Consider the following 18,810-nt stretch of genomic DNA (forward strand, 5'->3'; position numbering starts at 1 on the left):
GCCATGGATGGCGCGACCGAGCCTCCATGGACGGATTCACGGCGTCCCCCGCAACCGGACCCACCTCGCCATCCCACGGATAGCCAGCTGTTGCTTCGGCTGTTGCCGTTGCATTGAGCAGGTGCAGGGCGCAGCCCTGCAAAAGAAAACTCCCTACCTCATGGCCACTGCATCTCGCCCTTGGCCACCTTCGCACTCAGCTCCAGCGACTCCACGCCCGCCAGCTTCGGGTACCGCGCCTGCATTGCTTTCACCAGCGCCGCACTGTCCTTCGCCTTTGCCGCCTCAACATCGAACGCGCGGATGTAGTCCGAGGTGAAGCGCAGCGCACTGGCATCCAACGCCGCACCCGGCGCGTAATGCCCCGGCACCACCACCTTCGGCTTCAGTGCCTGCAGCCGCTGCAGGGTCTGCAGCCAGTCGGTGTGCGACTTCGGCGTCTGCGTGTCGGCCATCCACACGTGTTCACCGGCCACCACCGGAATGCCACCGACGATCGCGCGCAGCGACGGCACCCACAGCACCGTGCGGTCCGGCGTGGGTCCATCCAGGCCGATCAGCGGCAGGCGCTGGCCTTCCAGTTGCAGGGCATCGCCGTCCAGCACCTGCGGCACCACGATGCGCGCCGGCACGTCGGCGCCCATCTTCGGTCCCCAGTAGGCCAGCTTGCCGGCCTGGGTCTGCTGGATGTGGGCGACGGTCTGCGCAGTGGCGACGACGCGCGCCTGCGGGAACGCGTCCTGCAGCGTGGCCAGGCCGAAGTAGTAGTCCGGATCGCCGTGGCTGATGTAGATGGTGGTCAGCTGCTTGCCGCTGGTGCGGATCAGCTCGACCAGCTTGCGCGCGTCGCTGGCACCAAACTGCGCATTGACCAGGATCGCGTCGTGGCGGCCTTCGATCAGCACCGAGGACACCGAGAACATCGCCTGCGGGCCGGGATGGAAGGTCTGCAGGTGCAGCTGGGATTTCGTGGCCGTGGCCGGCGCCGCGGCGGCCGGCGCGGCGAGCAGTGGCGCACTGGTGAAGCTGGCGGCCAGGGCGAGGGGGAGCAGCAGGGCAGCGGTACGCATGGGGCATTCCTTGTGGCGGACGGCGAGCCGGGCGTGGGCCTGGCTCACAGGTGGGTAGCGCCGGGCCATGCCCGGCGGCCTGGCATCAGTACGCCGCAGTGATGATCTGCTTCGGGTACTGGTGCGCTTCCAGCTCGGCGACGAACGCCGCGCCGTAGTCGGCGTAGCTGATGCGGCTGTGGCCGCTGGCATCAGCCAGGAAGGCCTTGGGCTGTACGCGGTACTGGCCGCGCTCTTCGCCCGGGCCGATTTCGGCGGCCGGCGAGAAGAAGGTCCAGTCCAGGTCATCCACCGCCTGCAGGCGGTTGAACGCCTCACGGTGGGCCAGTGCGTACGGCTTGTAGGCCTCCGGGAAGGTGGGGGTATCGACCAGCTGCACGCCGGGTGCGACTTCGAGGCTGCCGGCGCCACCGACCACCACCAGGCGGGGCACGCCGGCCTTGCGTGCGGCGGCGGCCAGCTGCGCGGCGACCTCGCCGACGCGGCCGATGTCATCGCCCGGGCGCGGGCCGTAGGCACTGGCCAGCACGTCGTGGCCGGTGATGGCGGCAACCAGCGCGTCCTGGTCATCCAGCGAGGCGATCACCGGATGGGCACCGGCCAGCTCGGCCGGGAGGTCCTGCGCGCTGCGTACGATGACAGTGAGTTCGTGGCCGCGGGCCAGCGCGTGGCGGGCGATCTGGCGGCCGATGTTGCCGGTGGAACCAACGAGGGCGATCTTCATGGCAGGACTCCGTGGGGCGGTGTGGGGTGGGAATGGGGCCACTCTAGGCTGCTGCAGTTGATCGAAAAACAGCGTATAACGCGCTTGTTTGTTGCATGGATCGAGCATATGGACCGATTGACCGCCATGACCGTCTTCGTCGAGGTGGCCGAGCGCGGCAGCCTCACCGCCGCCGCCGAGGTGCTGGACATGTCGCGGGCGATGGTCAGCCGCTACCTGGCCGAGGTCGAGGGCTGGCTGGGCGCACGGCTGCTGCACCGGACCACGCGCCGGGTCAGCCTGACCGGTCCTGGAGAGGCGGCACTGGCGCGCTTCCGGCAGATGCTGGCGATCGGTGAAGAACTGCAGGGCGAACTGGCCAGCGATGATCCCGAGCCGCATGGCACGTTGCGGGTGACCGCCAGCGTCTCGTTCGGGCAGAGCCATCTGGCACGGGCGGTGGCTGGCTTCGTCGCGCGCCATCCGGCGGCGCGCATCGAGCTGCTGCTGGTCGACCGCACGGTGAACCTGGTGGAAGAGCGCGTGGATCTGGCGGTGCGCATCGCCCGCCAGATCGACCCGAGCCTGATCGCGCGGCGGCTGGCCACCTGCCGTTCGGTGCTGTGCGCGACGCCGTCCTACCTGCAGGCGCGTGGCACACCGACCGCTCCCGAGCACCTGGCCGCGCACAACTGCCTGACCCACCACTACGTCGGCAAGAGCCTGTGGCAGCTGCACCGCGACGGTCGTTCGCTGTCGGTGGCGGTGGGTGGCAACATCAGCGCCAACGAGGCCTCGCTGCTGCTGGAGGCGGTGCGCGCCGGTGCCGGCATCGCCATGCTGCCGACCTACCAGGTGGCGCCGCTGCTGCGCAGTGGCGAGCTGATCGAACTGCTGCCCGAATTCAGCCTGGACGAACTCGGCATTCATGCCGTGTACGCGTCACGGCGCCAGCAGCCCGCTATCATGCGGCGATTCCTGGATTTCCTGGGCGAGTGTTTCGCCAGCCCGGCCTTCCAGGATCTGGATTGGCGCCCACCGGGCAAGGAGAACACATGAACCATGGACAGGCCTTGATCGACCACAACCGTGCTGCCTGGGACCGCCAGGCCAGCGAAGTGCGCGAATGGTCGCGCCCGGTGGAAAGTTCAACGATTGCCGCCGCGCGCGAAGGCCGCTGGCAGGTGCACCTGACGCCCCGCGCGTTGCCACTGGACTGGATGGGTGATGTGCGCGGCCGTCGCATCCTGTGCCTGGCCTCAGGCGGTGGCCAGCAGGCACCGGTGCTGGCCGCTGCGGGCGCTGACGTCACCGTGTTCGATCTCTCCGACGGGCAGCTGGAACAGGACCGCAGGGTCGCCGCGCGCGATGGCCTGCAGCTGCGCACCGTGCAGGGCGACATGCGCGATCTGCACGTGTTTGCCAACGACAGTTTCGATGTGGTGTTCCACCCGATCTCGAACCTGTACGTGCCTGATGTGCGCCCGGTGTGGACCGAATGCCGCCGCGTGCTGGCACGCGATGGCATGCTGATGGCCAGCTTCTACAACCCGGTGCTGTTCGTCGGCGCGCGCGATCCGCAGCTGGATGCACAGGGCCTGATCCGGCCACAGTACGCCATTCCCTATTCGGACCTGGAAGACCTGGCGCCGGCCGAGCGCGAGGCGAAGCTGGCACGGGGTGACGCGCTGACCTTCGGCCACAGCCTGACCGAACTGATCGGTGGGCAGCTCGATGCCGGCTTCATCATCGATCGCTTCATGGAAGACTGGCAGCCGCAGCCGCGATTCCTGATCGATCGCTATCTGCCCACCTTCCTGGCGACCCGCGCGCGCCGGATCGGCTGAGGCGGATCGGCGCAAAAACCTGCGGCGTACAATGGACGGCCCCACGTCATGCAGGTGCCGTCCCTTGTCGTATCCCTATCCGCTGGTCGTGTTCGACCTTGATGGCACGCTGGTCGACAGCGCAGCTGATATCGCCGAAGCACTGAACCGCACGCTGGAGGACATCGGTGTGGCACGCGTGCCGGAAACCACGGTGCTCGGTTGGATCGGCGACGGTGTGCGCCGCCTGGTCGAACAGGCCGTGCATGCGGCCGGCCGCGAGGTGGACCTGGCCGAAGTGATGCCGGTGTTCATGGTGCACTACCGTGAGTGCCTGCTGCGCAGCCCGCGTCTGTTCGATGGCGTGGCTGAAGCACTGGCGCAACTGCGTGCGCGCAACGTGCCGCTGGCGATCTGCACCAACAAGCCCGAAGCGCTGGTGCCACCGCTGCTGCAGCATCTGGGCATCGGTGATGCGTTCGCGCTGGTGCTGGGGGGCGACTCCCTGCCGCAGCGCAAGCCCAGTGGTGAACCGCTGCGGCATATCGCCGCGCACTTCGGGCTGCCTGTAGAGGCGTGCCTGATGGTCGGTGATTCGTTGACCGACTACCGTGCCGCCGAAGATGCAGGCATGCCGATCGCGCTGGTGCGTTACGGCTATCCGCGCGGCCTGGACCTGGCCACCGCGCATGCGGTGGCGGTGATCGACGACCTGCGTGAACTGCCGGGGTTGCAGGGCTGGTGCAACGGATAACGCCGGTCGCCGGGCGGTAACCGGGCCGACGCAATGGGTAGTGCCGGCCGCTGGCCGGCAACCCGCGATGCGCTGTCGAAGGTCATGATGTTGCCGGCCGGCGGCCGGCACTACCATGACCGTCGCGGTCACTTCGGCTGGTAACGCACGCTCAGCTGGTACTCGCGGCCCGGCTGGTTGAACCACGCCACGGTTTCATACGTGCGGTCGAATACGTTGGCGGCGCGCGCCAGCAGCGACCACGACGGCGTCAGCGCGTACTCGGCGCGCAGGTCCAGCGTGCCGTAGCCACCGACCTTCACCGCGTTGGCCGCATCGTCATAGCGCTTGCCCGCACCCTGCACGGTCAGGCCGGCGCGGAAATCGCCGAAGCGGCGGTCGACGTCCAGGCGCGCGGTCTGCTGCGCACGGCGCGGCAGCCAGTTGTCGAACTGGGTGCTGCCATGGGTGCGGTTGCGCGGGTCGGTGTAGCTCAGCTGCGCGTTGATGTCGAAACCGGCCAACAGCACGCCACCGGTCAGCTCGGCACCGCGGATGCGCGCCTTCTCCACCTGCTGCATCTTCATCGTGGACGCATCGTAGGTGATCAGGTCATCGATGCGGGTCTCGTACACATCCAGGCCCCAATGCCAGCCCTGGCCCTGCTGCGAAACACCGAGATTGGCGCTCTTGGACTTCTCCGGGTTCAACGTCGGCACCCCGCTCCACGGGTCGTACAGGTCGCTGAAGGTCGGCGCCTTGAACGCAGTGCCGTAGCTGGCATTGACGCGCAGGCCGTGCTCCAGTTCCATCGCCCAGCCCACGCTGCCGGTGGCATGGTTGCCGAACTGCTGGTTGTCGTCGTTGCGTGCGCTGGCCTGCAGCTGGTGGCGGCCGAAGCGGCCCTGATACTGCACGAACACGCCGGTGTTGCGACGGCTGTCGACGAGGTAGCCCGCGCTGCTGCCATCCAGGTTGTCTTCGCTCCAGTCCACGCCGGTGCTCAACAGCTGGCCTTCGGCCAAGGTGAAGTCACCCTGCAGCGAGGCGCTGTCGCGGTGGGTCTGCGCGCTGCCGCGTGCGCCGAAGTCGCCGAAGTTGTCCGACTCGTTGTCACTGCGGCCGACGTTGGCTGTGAAAGCCAGGCGTTCAGACGGGGTGTAGCGCACCTTGCCGGCCAGCACCTGCTGGCGGGTCTCCGAGTAGTTGTAGTAGCCGTCGTAGTGGTTCTTGCCGTCGGCGCGCAGTGCGCTGCCTTCCACGGTCCACTGGTCGTTGAAGCTGTAGCCGCCGCGCAGGCTCTTGGACAGGTTGCGGTAGCCGTCGCGGTCGTGCTCGTCGGCAAAGCAGCCCGCGGTGAACACCGAGGCGGAGCCGCGGCAGGCATCGATGCCGTCGGAATGCTGGTAGGCGATGTCGGCGCCGAACCAGCCGCGTTCGGTGCCACCGCCGATGCCGCCGCTGGCTTCGCGCAGGCCGTTGCTGCCACCGCCGAGCTGGAAGTGCGGAGCGAAATCGCCCTGGTTGCGGCGGGTGAAGATCTGGATCACGCCACCAATGGCGTCGGCACCGTACAGGCTGGACTGCGGGCCGCGCACGATTTCCACGCGCTCGATCTGCGCCAGCGGCAGGTCCTGGTACATGGCCAGGCCGAGGTCGGCACTGTTGATGCGCACACCATCCACCAGCACCACGGTGTGGCCCGAGTTGGTGCCGCGCAGGAACAGCGAGCTCTGCTTGCCGAGGCCGCCGGAGTTGGTCAGGTTGATGCCGGCGCGGCCGCGCAGCAGCTCCTGCAGCGAGGTGGCCTGGCTGGATTCGATCTGCGCGCGGTCGATCACCTGGGCCGGCGCGATGCTGTCCTGCAGGGCGATCGGGGTGCGGGTGGCGGTGACCAGGATCTGGTCGAGCGCGGTGGTGTCATCGGCGGCCTGGGCCAGCGCGGGCAGGGCGGCCAGCACGGCCAGGGACAGCATTCGGGACTGCAGCTTCATGGGGGACTCCAGGTGCCACGCACGCCCGCGTGGCGAAGGGGAGGAGCCGCGAAGGCAGGCATGCGCCGACGCCGCAGCGCAGGCTGCGGTCATCCAGCGCCATGCCCACCGCATCGCGACCTGAGGCTTCCTGGCCGGTCTCCGGGCTTGCCGCCGGGTGGCGCGAGGCCACCGTCCAGGCGCCTTCCCATGCCTGCGGCACAGTGGCGTTGTTGCCTGGAACTGACGTGCTTACCGTTGCGGGGGCAGCGCCGGCCTGGCGTGGAATCACGCGTCACCGGCTTCCCGTTTCAACCTGCCGGCCGTGGCCGCAGGTCACCTGGAAGTGCGCGCAGTCTACGGCATCGCAGGCGGCCCGTAGCGTCGAGCGTGCTCGACTGCCTTTGCTGTGCCCTTAGAATGGTCCCTCGATCCCGTGGTGCCGTTGCCGATGTCCGCCCGTTTTCCGCTGTTCCCGCGTTGCCTGTACAGGACGCACGCATGATCCTCGACCTGGTCCGCCATGCCGGCAACGGTCGCGATGAGTTCCTCGATGGCCGCAGCGATCCACCGCAGCTGGCCCGCCTGCCGCAGGAACTGGTCGACGCCTACGCTGCGCAGCCCTGGGAGCGGGTGATCAGTTCGCCGCGGCTGCGCTCGCTGCACACGGCGATGGCCCTGGCCACGCCGCGCGGGCTGGACGTGGAAGCGGACGAGGAATGGGAAGAGCTGGATTTCGGCGATTGGGACGGGCAGTCGCTGTTCGACCTGCCGGAGGACGCATTGGCGGCCTTCCATGCCGACCCGCATGCATTCCCGCCGCCGAACGGCGAAAGCTGGGGCCACTTCGAGCGGCGCATCGCGCGCGCGCTGGATCGCCTGCTTGATGATGACGATCCGGTGCCGACGCTGGTGGTCAGCCACGGCGGCCCGCTGCGCATGGTGCTGTCGCAGGTCTGCGGCCTGCCGATGTCGCTGTGCTGGGCCCTGCGTATTGACCACGGCACACGCCTGCGGGTGTGGCTGGAGCGCGGCGAGGTCGGGCTGGTGGGCGAACTGCAGGAGCTGCAGCAGCCCTGACCGCACTCGCCGGGCATGACCCGGCGCTACCGATCCCGCATCGCAGTGGTGGTGCCGGCCGCTGGCCGGCATCCCCAGGAACGCGGAGGCCTCAATCCTCGTCCGCGCGCTCGGCCACGCTGTCCTCAGCGTCGTCGTCAGCATCGAAGCGCTGCTCATGCACCGGGCCCGAAGCGGGGCCGGCCGCCTTCAGCGGATGCGCAGCGATGCGCGCTTCGTAATCCTGCACCAGTGCCTCACGCTGCGGCTCGCTCAGTTCCTGCCAATGGCAGTCCAGCAGCGCGCCTTCCAGTGAATAGAGCAGGTTCAGGCTGGGCTTGAAGCCGGCGCGCTTGACCTTGACGAAGGCGCCGACCGCGCCGATCGCAACCAGATCCTCGCGGCTGCGCAGGCCGACCTGACGCAGCCACGCCGCACTCTTCGGGCCGATGTTGCGCAGCTTCGGTGCGCTCATCCCAGCGCCTCGACGAACACGCGGGCGATGGCTTCCAGGCCAGCCTGGTCGTCGGCATCGAAGCGGCCGACTTTCGGGCTGTCGATGTCGAACACGCCGATCAGTTCATCGCCGCGCAGCAACGGCACCACCAGTTCCGAGCGCGAGGCCGAATCGCAGGCGATGTGGCCGGGGAAGGCATCGACGTCCTCCACGCGCTGGGTCACGCGCTGGCTGGCGGCGGCACCGCACACGCCCTTGTCCAGCGGGATGCGCACGCAGGCCGGCAGGCCCTGGAATGGCCCGACCACCAGTTCCTTGCCGTCGTACAGGTAGAAGCCCACCCAGTTCAGGTCGGGCAGAGCGTGATAGACCAGCGCGGAGAGGTTGGCCGCGTTGGCGATGCGGTCGGACTCGGCGTAGACCAGGCCGCGGGCCTGTTCCAGCAGCTGGGCGTATTGTTCCGGCTTGCTGCCGGTGAGCGAGGCATTGGCGAACATGCCCGCAGTCTAGCAAGCGCGCCGGGCCGGCGATAATGCAGGCTCTGTTGCCCCGCTGGAGCTTATCGATGCCGTTGCCCGCCACGCTGCCGCCTGCCCTGTTCGTCACCGGCACCGATACCGAGATCGGCAAGACCGCGGCCAGCACCGCGCTGCTGCATGCACTGCGCCGGCGCGGCCTGCGCGCGGTTGGCATGAAGCCGGTGGCCAGCGGCAGCGAAGACCTGGGGCAGGGCCTGCGCAACGAGGACGCGCTGGCGCTGCAGGCGGCCAGTTGGCCGGTGCCGGTCTATGCCGACCTGAATCCGTACGCGCTGCGGCAACCGCTGGCGCCGGAGCTGGCCGCTGCCGAGGATGGCGTGCAGGTGGAACTGGCGCCGATCGTGGCAGCGTTCGCGCGCCTGCGTGCTCAGGCCGATGTCGTGGTGGTGGAGGGCGTTGGCGGTTGGCTGGCGCCGGTCTCGGCCACGCTCGACCAGCTCGACCTGGTGCGTGCATTGCATCTGCCGGTAGTACTTGTGGTCGGCATGCGGCTGGGCTGCGTCAACCACGCACGGCTGACTGCGCAGTCGCTGCAGGCCAGCGGCGTGGAGTGCCTGGGCTGGATCGGCAACCACATCGACCCGGTGATGCAGCGCCAGGATGAGAACATCGCGACGTTGCAGCAGCGCCTGCCGATGCCGTGCTGGGGGCGGCTGCCGTATCTGCCGGGAGAGGATGGCGAAGCGCTGTCGGCGTACCTGCTCGAGTGATCCTGGGTAGTGCCGGCCGCTGGCCGGCAACTGCATCCACCCGGCGATCCCGAGGTTGCCGGCCAGCGGCCGGCACTACCGTGTTGCAGCTGCCAGCTCCTTCGCGATCGCACCGAGCCGCTCCACCGCGCCGATGAAGCGCGCATCCAGCATCTGGCAGCACGACAGCCGCAGGCAGTGGCGATAGCGCGCGCCGCGCGAGTACACGCGGCGCTGGGCGTGCACCTGCTTGAGTGATCCTAGGTAGTGCCGGCCGCTGGCCGGCAACTGCATCCACCTGGCGATCCCGAGGTTGCCGGCCAGCGGCCGGCGTTACCGTGCTGCAGCCGCCAGCTCCCGCGCGATCGCACCCAGCCGCTCCACCGCACCGATGAAGCGCGCATCCAAGGTCTGGCAGCACGACAGCCGCAGGCAGTGGCGGTAACGCGCACCACGCGAATACACCTGGCCGGGCATGAACACGATGTCCTCTACCAGCGCACGTTCGAACAGCTCACGCGTATCCACGCCCGGCAGTTCGAGCCACAGCAGGAAGCCGCCTTGCGGCTCGGTGGCACGGGTGCCGGCCGGGAAGTGTTCGGCCACCAGCTGGCGCAGCCGTCCCACCTGTTCGCGGTACAGCCGGCGCATGCGGTGCAGGTGATGCTCGTAGCTTCCGGCTTCCAGATACGCCGCCACCGCATCGCCGAGCAGTTGAGGCTCGCCACCGGTGGACTGGAATTTCAGCAGCGCGATGCGCTCGGCGAAGCGGCCGCCATCCAGCCAGCCGATACGGTAATCCGGTGCCAGTGTCTTGGAGAACCCACCGACCACCATCACCCAGCCATCGCGATCGAAGGCCTTCAGCAAGGGCGCCGGCGGTTCGCAGAACTGCAGCTCGGCATACACCGCATCTTCGATCAGCGGTAGCTGGCGCGCGTTGACCAGTTCGGCCAGGCGTTGCTTGGCGGGTGTCGGCATGGTACAGCCCAGCGGATTGTGTACGGTCGGCATCACCACCAGTGCGGCCAGCGACGTGTGCTCCAGCATCGCTTCCAGTGCATCGACATCCAGGCCGTGCTGCGGGTGGGTGGGCAGCTCGATGGCCTGCAGGCCGAGGTTGGCCAGCAACGGGTACAGGTTGAAGTAGGACGGCGCCTCGATGCCCACCGCATCACCGGGCTGGGTGACCGCGCGCAGTGCCAGCTGCAGGGCCTCCATCGCGCCGTGGGTCAGCAGCAGCCGCTCGCTATGGGTGTGCAGGCCCATGCGTGGACCGCGACGCACGATCTGCGCCAGCAGCCTGGGGGAGCCGTTCGGGCGCGCGTAGGATTCCACTGTCTGCTGGCCGTGCCGCAGCACCTGCGCGGTATGCCGGGCCAGCTGCGCGCCCGGATAGAACTGGCGCCCGCGCGGACCGGCGAAGGCCAGGTCGATCACTCCGGAGCGACGTTGTGCCTCCAGCACGCGCGCCATCAGCACCTGCTGCAGTGGTGCGGTGGGTGCGGACGGGGTATCACGCAGCGAACGCTCTGGCACCGACAATCGCGGCGCCACCTCGAAGCCGGCCTTTGGCCGCGGAATGACCAGGCCGGCGTCCTCCAGCTGGCGATAGGCCGCGATCACCGTGTTCAGGCTGAGCCTTCGCTGCAGGGCCATCTGCCGCAGTGAAGGCAGGCGGCTGCCGACCGGGAGACGTCCGCCGTGGATGGCTTCGGCCAGTTCATCGGACAGCCGTTGGTAGCGGGGTGGGATCATCGCGCTCTGGTTATCTGTATCCATCGAACTTCCCGCCATCTGGTTCTGTACCCATGATGATGGCGAGCCTAGCATGTCGTTGTCGGACGGGCCTGATCGGGGCACGGCCGATACTTCCCAAGCGCACGGCTGGATGGCCGTGCGTCTTTTTTTGGAGGTGGTACCGGCCGCTGGCCGGCGATCCCCAGATCCGCAGGAGCCGGCCAGCGGTCGGCACTACCCGGGTCGTTACCGCATCGGCACCAGTGCCGCGTCGCGCCGGTACAGCGCCGGGAACTGCTTGCCCAGTGCAGCCAGCTTCGGTGCGTCGTAGTAGCGGATGTAGGCCGCCTGCGGGTAGTTGGTCATGTAGTTCTGGTGGTAGCTCTCGGCCGGGTAGAAGTGCTGGCCGCTGACCAGCTGGGTGACGATCGGTGCGCGGTAGCTGCCGGCCTGGCCGAGCTGGGCGATGTAGGCGCGGCTGGCCGCCTGCTGGCGTGCGTCATCACTGAAGATCGCCGAGCGGTACTGGCTGCCGTGGTCCGGCCCCTGTCGATTGAGCTGGGTCGGATCGTGCACCACCGAGAAGAACACCTGCATCAGCTGGCCATAGCTGACCTGGCGCGGGTCGTAGTCGATCTTCACCGCCTCGGCATGACCGGTCTGGCCACCGCTGACGCGCTCATAGCGCGCATTGGCCGCGCTGCCACCGATGTAGCCGGACACCGCATTGCTCACGCCTTTGACGTGCTGGAACACGCCCTGCACGCCCCAGAAGCAACCGCCGGCGAACACCACGCTGGCATGGGTGGCGTCATCGCGGAACGCGGCGTCGCCGCTGGGCGCCGGTAGTGCCTTGGCCTGCGCGCTGGCTTCCAGCGGTGCCGCGACTGCGCCGTGGTCGACCAGCAGCACGCCAGCGATCAATGCAGTAGCTACCAAGCCGGCGACACCGGCGGCGATACCTTGTTCAAAAGAGAGTTTCATCGTGTGCTCCCGTTTCAACCGAAGGTGAAGGCATAGGCCTGCACGCCCGCATCGAGGAATTCGATCTCGAAGCGATGCGGGCCGACCGCGCCGCGCTGGCGCACCAGCTGGTACAAGCGGTGTTCGTTGACCACGCCGCTGCCATCGGCGCCGACATCGCTGCCGGCATCGGCGATGGGCAGCGGCTTGCCATCCAGCCAGACGCGGAAGCGCACTGGCTTGCCGTCCTCGCTCGGTGCCAGCACCAAGTGCAGGTCGCGCGCATGGAACTGGAATGCAATGCGGCCACCGGCCTGCTGCAGCTGCGCAGCTTCGTCGGTAACGGTCCAGCGCCCCGACAGTCCCCACCGGTTCAACGCCAGGGTGGCCGGCAGGTTGTAGTCGAACGCGGTGTCGCTGCGCTGCCCGCCGGGCGAGGCGAACTGCTCGGCGCGGGCGTGGCCCAGGTAGGTTTCCGGCGAACGCAGGTTGCCCATGTCGGCCTGCACGGCCACGCCCTTCAGGTCGGCGGCAGCGGGATCGGCCGGTGGTGGCAGGTTGGTCTGCCCGGCTTCGGTCAGCAGGCGACGGATCATCTGTTCCGAGCGCGCATACTTGCCCTCGCCGAACTGATGGCCGCGGATGTTGCCCTGCGCGTCGACGAAGTACTGTGCCGGCCAGTAGCGGTTGTTGAAGGCGCGCCAGATCGTGTACTGGTTGTCGAGCGCCACCGGGTACTCGACCTTCAGCTGCTGCACCGCCTTCATCACGTTGCGTGGGTCACGCTCGAACGCGAACTCCGGCGTGTGTACGCCGACCACCACCAGACCGTGGTCGCGGTAGCGGCGCTCCCATTCGTGCACGAACGGCATCGCGCGCAGGCAGTTGATGCAGGAGTACGTCCAGAAATCGACCAGCACCACCTTGCCGCGCAGCTGCTGTGCACTCAGCGGCGGGCTGTTGAGCCAGCCGGTGGCACCATCCAGCGCGGGCAGGGCGCCTTCCACCGGCAGCGGTGCATCGGCACCTGCATTGGCGCCGGCCATCATCATCATCGGCGGTGCCGCCGGCTGCGCGCCGGGCACTGCGTCCAGCAGGCTTTGCTCGATGCGCGCGGTGCTGACCGTGGACAGGCGGGTCAGCAGGCCGGTATCCCAGCCGAGGCCGATCGCCACGACGGCCAGCAGCGCGGCTACACCCAGCACCTTGCGCAGGACATCGCCGAGGCCGAGCCGCGCCTGCAGCGCACGGAACACGCGGCCGCCGACCCACACCGCCAGCGCCAGCGCGGTGATCGCACCCGATGCATAGGCAAGCAGCAGGGTGCTGGTACCGACGCTGGCGCCATGCAGGGCAGCACCGGTCAGCACCAGGCCGAGGATCGGCCCGGCGCACGGTGCCCACAGCAGGCCGGTGGCGATGCCGATCAACAGCGAGGTCCATGCGCCGCCATGCCCAGCAGCATCAGCGGCATCGGCACGCGCGCTCAGGCGTGCACCCACACGCTGGAACGGCGCCAGCAGATGGTCGGCCAGCCGCGGCCAGAGCAGGGCGACCGCGAACAACGCCATCAGCAGCAGGGCGATCCAGCGTCCAACCTGGTTGGCCTGCGCCACCCATTGGCTGCCCACCGCAGCCAGGCTGGCGACCACGGTGAAGGTGAGCGCCATGCCCAGCAGCAACGGCAGCGTGCTGCGCAGGAACGGGCGATCGGCACGCGCGAACACGAACGGCAGCACCGGCAGGATGCAGGGACTGAGCAGGGTCAGCGCGCCCCCCAGATAGGCAAGCAGCAACAGCAGCATCGTCAGGCTCCGGAAGCAGGGGAAGAACCGACCGGCACCCGCCAGCCGTCGGCAGTGCCATCAGTGGCACCGGGAACGAACACCATCGCCGCACCGTTCATGCAGTAGCGCAGCCCGGTCGGGCGTGGCCCATCGTTGAACACATGGCCGAGATGGCCGCCGCAGCGGCGGCAATGCACCTCCACCCGCAGCATCCCGAAGGTGACGTCGCGGTCTTCGCCGATGGCGTTGTGCAGCGGTGCCCAGAAGCTGGGCCAGCCGGTGCCGCTCTCGAACTTGGTGGACGAGGAGAACAGCGGCAGTGCACAGCCGGCGCAGGCGAAGGTGCCCTGCCGATGTTCCTTGTTGAGCGGGCTGCTGTACGGGCGCTCGGTGGCCTGCTGGCGCAGCACCGCGTACTGCGCCGGGGTCAGCTGCTGGCGCCACTGAGCATCGCTGCGCATGACCTCGAACTGTCGCGACGGACGCGCTTCGGCGGCGGCCGGGGCGGCGCGGCTGCAGGCCCCCAGGCCGAGCAGGCCGGCGGCGGTGGCAACACCGCCCAGGCCGAGTAGATGGCGGCGGGAGAGGGACATGGCGGACTCCGGGAAGGGGCGACGGGGCCATGCTGCGCCCGCCCGGGTCAACGAATCCTCACGCAGGATTCAATTTTTCGTGAGGTATCGGCGGCCGTCCCGCGCCACAATGCAGCCAGCTTCCCCACTGGCTCCGAGCTGCCGATGTCGACCAAACGCGTGCTGATCGTCGAAGACGATGCCCACATCGCTGACCTGCTGCGCATGCACCTGGGCGATGAAGGCTATGACGTGGCCCACGCCGCCAGCGGTGACGGTGGCCTGCGCCTGCTGGAACAGGACGGCCCATGGGATGCGCTGGTGCTGGACGTGATGCTGCCCGGTGTCGACGGCCTGCAGGTGTGCCAGCGTGCACGCGCGATGGCGCGCTACGTGCCGATCATTATCATCAGCGCGCGCGGCAGTGAGACCCAGCGCATTGTCGGCCTGGAGCTGGGCGCGGACGACTACCTGGCAAAACCCTTCTCGATGCCGGAACTGGTGGCACGGGTGCGCGCCCTGCTGCGCCGCGCCGAGGCGATGGCACAGAGCGCACGCATCGATGCGGGCGCGATCGAGCTGGGCGGGCTGCAGCTGGATCCGGTCGCGCGCACCGCTTCGGTGGATGGCAATGCGCTGGAACTGACCCCGCGCGAGTTCGACCTGCTGCTGTTCTTCGCCCGCCACCCGGACCAGGTGTTCGCACGCATGGAACTGCTCAACCAGGTCTGGGGTTACCAGCACGATGGTTACGAGCATACGGTCAATACCCACATCAACCGCCTGCGCAGCAAGATCGAGCCGGACCCGGCCAACCCGCGGCGGCTGCTGACGGTGTGGGGCCGCGGCTACAAGCTGGTCGACCCGGCCGGGGCGGCGGCATGATCAAGCCCAATCTGTGGCAGAAGCTGGCGGCGGTGATCGCCGCGCTGATGCTGATGTGCTGCATGGCGTTGCTGGCACTGCAGATGCGCGCCAACACCCGCCATGAGCAGGAAGTGGTGCAGCGGCTGTCGCTGGGCCTGGCCGAACACATCGCCCAACGCAGCGAACTGATGGACACCAGCGGCATGCGCGATGCTGCGGTGCGTGCGCTGTTCGGCCAGCTGATGGCGGTCAATCCCAGCGTCGAGGTCTACCTGCTGGACGACCAAGGCCGCATTCTCGGCCACGACGCGCCCAGCGGCCATCTGGTGCGCAACAAGGTGGACGTGGCACCGCTACGCCGCCTGCTGTCGGGTGCGCCACTGCCGATCCTCGGCGATGACCCGCGCAGCGCCGATGGCCGCAAGGTGTTCAGTGCTGCACCGTTGATCGTGCAGGGCCGCCAGGCCGGTTATGTGTACGTGGTGCTGGTGGGCGAACACCGGCAGATGCTGGCCGACGACCTCGCGGCCGGCAGCCAGTGGAACACCACATGGTGGTCGGTGATGCTGGTCGGAAGCCTCGGCCTGCTGGCCGGGCTGGTGGCGTTCTACTGGGTGACGCGTCCGCTGCGGCGGCTGACCCGGCGCATCCAAGCCTTCGATATCGATGCGCCGACACCGTTGCCGCCGCCCGAACCGCTGCGCCCGGGCGAGCGCGACGAGCTGGTAATTCTCGAACATGCACATGCGCAGATGGCGCAGCGGCTGGGGGAGCAGTGGCAGCAGCTGCGCCAGCAGGACCTGCAGCGGCGCGAGCTGGTTGCCAACATCTCGCACGACCTGCGTACGCCGTTGTCGTCGCTGCATGGCTACCTGGAAACGCTGGCGCTGAAGGACGCCACGCTGTCACCGGACGAGCGCCGCCGCTACCTCGGTATCGCGCTGGCACAGAGCGCCAAGGTTGGCCGGCTGGCGCGCGCGCTGTTCGAGCTGGCGCGGCTGGAGCACGGTGAAGTGCGTCTGGAGTGGGAAGTGTTCGCGCTGCCGGAGCTGCTGCAGGACGTACTGCAGAAGTTCGAGCTGGCCGCGCAGGCGCGCAACCAGCGCCTGCACGCGGAATTTCCGCCCGGCCTGCCGCTGGTACGTGCCGACCTGGGCCTGGTCGAGCGGGTGCTGACCAACCTGCTCGACAATGCATTGCGGCACGCGCCGGAAGGTGGGCGGATCGAAGTGTGCCTGCGTGCGACCGCGGACAGCATCGAGGTGAGCGTGGCCGATGATGGTCCCGGTGTGGCAGCGGCGCTGCGCGCACAGTTGTTCCAGGCGCCGGCCGCACTGGGCGCACGGCGTGGCGAGAACGGTGGCCTCGGCCTGTTGATCGTGCAGCGTATCGTGCAGCTGCATGGCCGCCGCATCGAACTGCGCGACAGTGAGCGTGGCGCGCTGTTCGTGTTCGCGTTGCCGCGCGCGGAGCCGGCGGCCTAGCAGGCCGCCTCGCTCACCACGGCACCGCCGCTTTCCAGAGGCAGGTGCAGGCGGATGCAGGCACCGCCCAGTTCGGAGTCGGTCACTTCAACGTGGCCGCCATGCTTGTCGGCCACCACCTGCACCAGTGCCAGGCCGAGACCGAAACCGGGGCTGCCCGGGTCCAGCCGCACATAGGGTTGCAGCACCTGGCCGCGCAGTTCGGGCGCAATGCCGGGGCCGTCGTCCTCCACCTGCAGGCACAGCCAGCCATCGTTGACCGTGCTGGCGATGCGGATCTGCCGCCGCGCATAGCGCAAGGCATTGCCGAGCAGATTGCGCAGCGCCAGTTCCAGCATATGCCGGTTGACGTTGACCAGGCCTGCTGGCGACAGCGCCTGCTGTACCGGCAGCGGCAGCGGTGCGAACTGGGCCACCACGCCACGGACCAGCGCGGCCAGCTGCAGGCGCTGGCGGGTCAGCTGATGGCAGCGGCCCAGCGCGGCGTACTCGACGCCGGCATCGGTGAGGTGCTGCAGGCGATCGACGTCGGTGCGCAGGCCACCCAGCGCATCGCGTTGTATCTCGTCCAGCGCGGTGTCCTCCAGGTCGGCCAGGCCGAAGCGCATCCGCGCCAACGGCGTGCGGACTTCGTGCGCCACCGCCTGCGCCAGCACGCGCTGGCTTTCCAGCAGCTGCTGCAGCTGCTCGGCCATGTGGTTGAAGGCATTGGCCAGCGGCCGCACCAGCGCGGTGCCGGCGCGCGGCGCACGCGTGTCCAGCTGACCATCGCGCATCTGCCGGGCGGCCTGGGCCAGCTGCGAGACGTCGCGCCACAGGCGGTAGACCATCACGTACATCGGCAGCGCCACGGCCACCATCAGGATCAGCAGCAGGATCGCCACGCCGGACACTTCGCTGTCCTGCCAGCCTTCCTCAGGCAACGCTTCATCCAGTGGCCCCAGCATCACGGCATAGTTGCTGTCGCCGATCCGCTGCAGGCTGCGCATGTGTTCCAGGTCGATCTGCACACGGCCGTTGTTGAACGGCGGTCGCTGGCTGGCCGACAGCGCCTTCTCCGCCTCGGCCAGCGGCACCATTCGCAGGGCATAGGCGAAGTCGGCGTCGAGCCCTCGTGCCAGCGCCGGCCACTGGTCACGTGGTGTTTCCGCGAAGCGTTGCTGCAGCAGCGCATGGGTGCCACGCATCTCGGCCAGCAGGCTGGCTTCGGTGCGGTCTTCCAGCAGCGCATCCCAGGCCCACAGGCCCAGCACGATCAGCAGCAGGTGGGCGACCAGGAAGCCGATGCCGTAGCGCAGGAAGTGGAAGGCGTGGCCGCGCATCGCCGAGTGCGTGCGCTTCATCCCCATGCCGAGCGGCTGAACAGGTAGCCGCGTCCACGGACGGTCTTGATCCGCTCCGGTTGTTCAGGGTTGTCGCCCAGCTTGCGGCGCAGGCGCGAGATGCGCGCATCGATCGAACGGTCCAGGCCGTCAAAGGCGATGCCACGCAGGCCGCGCAGCAGCGCATCGCGGTCCAGGATCTGGCCGGCGTTGCTGGCCAGCAGGAACAGCAGGTCGAACTCGGCCGTGGTCAGCTCCAGCAGGCCGCCCTGCAGGTGCACGTTGCGGGTGGACGGGTCGATGTTCAGCTCGCCGAAGCGCAGGCTGCCGTCGCGCGGTTCGACCCGGCGGTGGCGGCGCAGATGGGCACGCAGGCGGGCGAGCAGCACCCGCGGTTCGATGGGTTTACCGATGTAATCGTCGGCCCCCAGCTCCAGTCCCAGCACCTGGTCAATGTTGTCGGTGCGGGCGGTCAGCACACAGATGATGCCGTCATAGTGGGGCCGGATCTGCCGACACACTTCGAAACCATCCTGGTCGGGCAGGCCGACATCGAGCAGGACCAGGGCCGGCTTCTCGGCCAGGATCCGGGCCACCGCGCGCTCGCCACTGCGCTCATGGGCCACCTGGTAGCCATGCCGCCGCAGATAGTCGCTGACCATCGTACCCAGGCGGGCATCGTCTTCAACCAGTACGATATCCAGCATTTTCAAGGCCTCCGTGGGCGCAAACGTACCGCCACGGCACGAGCGCGGCGATGCTATCCCAGCCTGCGGGCCGCCCGGGTCCCGGGGGCGGGCGCCATTCAGCCGGGGTTGCTGGCGCTCGGGCCGGGCCTCAGGCCTGGCAACAACTTGGCGCCCAGCATAGCTTGTTGCCGTTACAAAACGTTACCTTCGTGATACGTCTGGTGACCATCGCTGACAGCAAAGCGACTGACGCGGGGCAGGTGGGGCGCCGAGCATGGAGTCTCCTCCGCTCCGCGTGCCGTTCCCATGTCGCTCGCCGCCCCCTGCCTGCTGAACC

The 18,810-nt window shown here is 68.5% G+C and carries 19 protein-coding genes and 1 riboswitch; of the genes, 7 read left to right on the forward strand and 12 right to left on the reverse strand.

Translation table 11 applies throughout. From position 1 onward, the window contains the following. Positions 1–158: 158 nt before the first annotated feature. Both ACMZ91_RS11765 and ACMZ91_RS11770 read right to left on the reverse strand, forming a co-directional pair. Positions 159–1,070, reverse strand: a complete 912-nt coding sequence (locus ACMZ91_RS11765) for an MBL fold metallo-hydrolase (protein WP_049462430.1) — start codon at positions 1,068–1,070, stop codon at positions 159–161. Between the two features lie 85 nt (positions 1,071–1,155). Continuing rightward, positions 1,156–1,794: an NAD(P)-dependent oxidoreductase gene (locus tag ACMZ91_RS11770; RefSeq protein WP_049462428.1), complete on the reverse strand. Its 639-nt coding sequence runs from the start codon at positions 1,792–1,794 to the stop codon at positions 1,156–1,158. A gap of 108 nt (positions 1,795–1,902) precedes the next feature. Here ACMZ91_RS11770 and ACMZ91_RS11775 point away from each other — a divergent pair, with 108 nt between their 5' ends. The 3 genes from ACMZ91_RS11775 (at position 1,903) to gph (ending at position 4,353) form a co-directional block, all read left to right on the forward strand. Beyond that, the gene (locus ACMZ91_RS11775; protein WP_032128732.1) at positions 1,903–2,832 is read left to right on the forward strand and encodes a LysR family transcriptional regulator; all 930 of its coding nucleotides are present in this window, start codon (positions 1,903–1,905) and stop codon (positions 2,830–2,832) included. Beyond that, positions 2,829–3,620 carry a class I SAM-dependent methyltransferase gene (locus ACMZ91_RS11780; RefSeq protein ID WP_032128731.1) on the forward strand — a complete coding sequence of 264 codons (792 nt, stop codon included), beginning with the start codon at positions 2,829–2,831 and terminating at the stop codon, positions 3,618–3,620. Before ACMZ91_RS11775 ends, ACMZ91_RS11780 begins: the two co-directional genes overlap by 4 nt. Before the next feature lie 64 nt (positions 3,621–3,684). Then, positions 3,685–4,353, forward strand: a complete 669-nt coding sequence (gene gph, locus ACMZ91_RS11785; protein ID WP_049462426.1) for a phosphoglycolate phosphatase — start codon at positions 3,685–3,687, stop codon at positions 4,351–4,353. Between the two features lie 128 nt (positions 4,354–4,481). On the opposite strand, the gene btuB is transcribed toward gph, so the two are convergent. Further along, positions 4,482–6,326, reverse strand: coding sequence for a TonB-dependent vitamin B12 receptor (gene btuB / locus ACMZ91_RS11790; RefSeq protein ID WP_049462423.1), 1,845 nt, complete (start codon positions 6,324–6,326; stop codon positions 4,482–4,484). Between the two features lie 115 nt (positions 6,327–6,441). Then, a riboswitch (cobalamin riboswitch) is annotated at positions 6,442–6,664 on the reverse strand. A 142-nt stretch (positions 6,665–6,806) separates the two neighbouring features. Here btuB and ACMZ91_RS11795 point away from each other — a divergent pair. Further along, a complete protein-coding gene (locus ACMZ91_RS11795; RefSeq protein ID WP_049462421.1) occupies positions 6,807–7,385 on the forward strand; it encodes a histidine phosphatase family protein in 579 nt (192 codons plus the stop codon). A gap of 91 nt (positions 7,386–7,476) precedes the next feature. Here the strand turns inward: ACMZ91_RS11795 and ACMZ91_RS11800 are convergent, their stop codons facing one another. Beyond that, on the reverse strand, positions 7,477–7,839 hold the full coding sequence (locus ACMZ91_RS11800; RefSeq protein WP_032128727.1) for a TfoX/Sxy family protein: 363 nt from the start codon (positions 7,837–7,839) through the stop codon (positions 7,477–7,479). Then, a complete protein-coding gene (msrC, locus tag ACMZ91_RS11805) occupies positions 7,836–8,318 on the reverse strand; it encodes a free L-methionine (R)-S-oxide reductase MsrC (RefSeq protein WP_005407940.1) in 483 nt (160 codons plus the stop codon). The genes ACMZ91_RS11800 and msrC overlap by 4 nt, the downstream gene beginning before the upstream one ends. A gap of 68 nt (positions 8,319–8,386) precedes the next feature. Between msrC and bioD the strand changes: the two genes are divergently transcribed. Continuing rightward, the gene (gene bioD / locus ACMZ91_RS11810; RefSeq protein ID WP_049463380.1) at positions 8,387–9,070 is read left to right on the forward strand and encodes a dethiobiotin synthase; all 684 of its coding nucleotides are present in this window, start codon (positions 8,387–8,389) and stop codon (positions 9,068–9,070) included. A 75-nt stretch (positions 9,071–9,145) separates the two neighbouring features. Here the strand turns inward: bioD and ACMZ91_RS11815 are convergent, their stop codons facing one another. The 5 genes from ACMZ91_RS11815 to msrB all read right to left on the reverse strand — a co-directional run bounded on the left by ACMZ91_RS11815 (position 9,146) and on the right by msrB (position 14,132). Next, positions 9,146–9,343 carry a hypothetical protein gene (locus ACMZ91_RS11815; RefSeq protein WP_049461855.1) on the reverse strand — a complete coding sequence of 66 codons (198 nt, stop codon included), beginning with the start codon at positions 9,341–9,343 and terminating at the stop codon, positions 9,146–9,148. A gap of 39 nt (positions 9,344–9,382) precedes the next feature. Further along, complete coding sequence (locus ACMZ91_RS11820) at positions 9,383–10,831, reverse strand: aminotransferase-like domain-containing protein (protein ID WP_071227724.1); 1,449 nt, start codon at positions 10,829–10,831, stop codon at positions 9,383–9,385. A 204-nt stretch (positions 10,832–11,035) separates the two neighbouring features. Continuing rightward, the gene (msrA, locus tag ACMZ91_RS11825) at positions 11,036–11,773 is read right to left on the reverse strand and encodes a peptide-methionine (S)-S-oxide reductase MsrA (RefSeq protein WP_049424850.1); all 738 of its coding nucleotides are present in this window, start codon (positions 11,771–11,773) and stop codon (positions 11,036–11,038) included. Between the two features lie 14 nt (positions 11,774–11,787). Beyond that, positions 11,788–13,557, reverse strand: coding sequence for a cytochrome c biogenesis protein DipZ (locus ACMZ91_RS11830; protein WP_049461659.1), 1,770 nt, complete (start codon positions 13,555–13,557; stop codon positions 11,788–11,790). 2 nt (positions 13,558–13,559) lie between these two features. Continuing rightward, entirely contained in the window at positions 13,560–14,132 is a 573-nt protein-coding gene (gene msrB / locus ACMZ91_RS11835) for a peptide-methionine (R)-S-oxide reductase MsrB (protein WP_049424854.1), read from the reverse strand. 144 nt (positions 14,133–14,276) lie between these two features. Between msrB and ACMZ91_RS11840 the strand changes: the two genes are divergently transcribed. Then, positions 14,277–14,996 (forward strand): response regulator transcription factor, encoded by a 720-nt coding sequence (locus tag ACMZ91_RS11840; RefSeq protein ID WP_012509950.1) that lies wholly within the window; start codon positions 14,277–14,279, stop codon positions 14,994–14,996. Then, positions 14,993–16,462: a sensor histidine kinase gene (locus ACMZ91_RS11845; RefSeq protein ID WP_049461658.1), complete on the forward strand. Its 1,470-nt coding sequence runs from the start codon at positions 14,993–14,995 to the stop codon at positions 16,460–16,462. Before ACMZ91_RS11840 ends, ACMZ91_RS11845 begins: the two co-directional genes overlap by 4 nt. On the opposite strand, the gene ACMZ91_RS11850 is transcribed toward ACMZ91_RS11845, so the two are convergent. Together ACMZ91_RS11850 and ACMZ91_RS11855 are read right to left on the reverse strand one after the other, a co-directional pair. Beyond that, positions 16,459–17,805: an ATP-binding protein gene (locus ACMZ91_RS11850; protein ID WP_049461657.1), complete on the reverse strand. Its 1,347-nt coding sequence runs from the start codon at positions 17,803–17,805 to the stop codon at positions 16,459–16,461. The two genes, ACMZ91_RS11845 and ACMZ91_RS11850, sit on opposite strands and share 4 nt — an antisense overlap. Continuing rightward, on the reverse strand, positions 17,802–18,491 hold the full coding sequence (locus tag ACMZ91_RS11855; protein ID WP_049461656.1) for a winged helix-turn-helix domain-containing protein: 690 nt from the start codon (positions 18,489–18,491) through the stop codon (positions 17,802–17,804). Before ACMZ91_RS11855 ends, ACMZ91_RS11850 begins: the two co-directional genes overlap by 4 nt. Positions 18,492–18,810: the final 319 nt, after the last annotated feature.

The organism is Stenotrophomonas sp. FR024 (assembly GCF_047500745.2).
GTDB lineage: Bacteria > Pseudomonadota > Gammaproteobacteria > Xanthomonadales > Xanthomonadaceae > Stenotrophomonas > Stenotrophomonas maltophilia_A.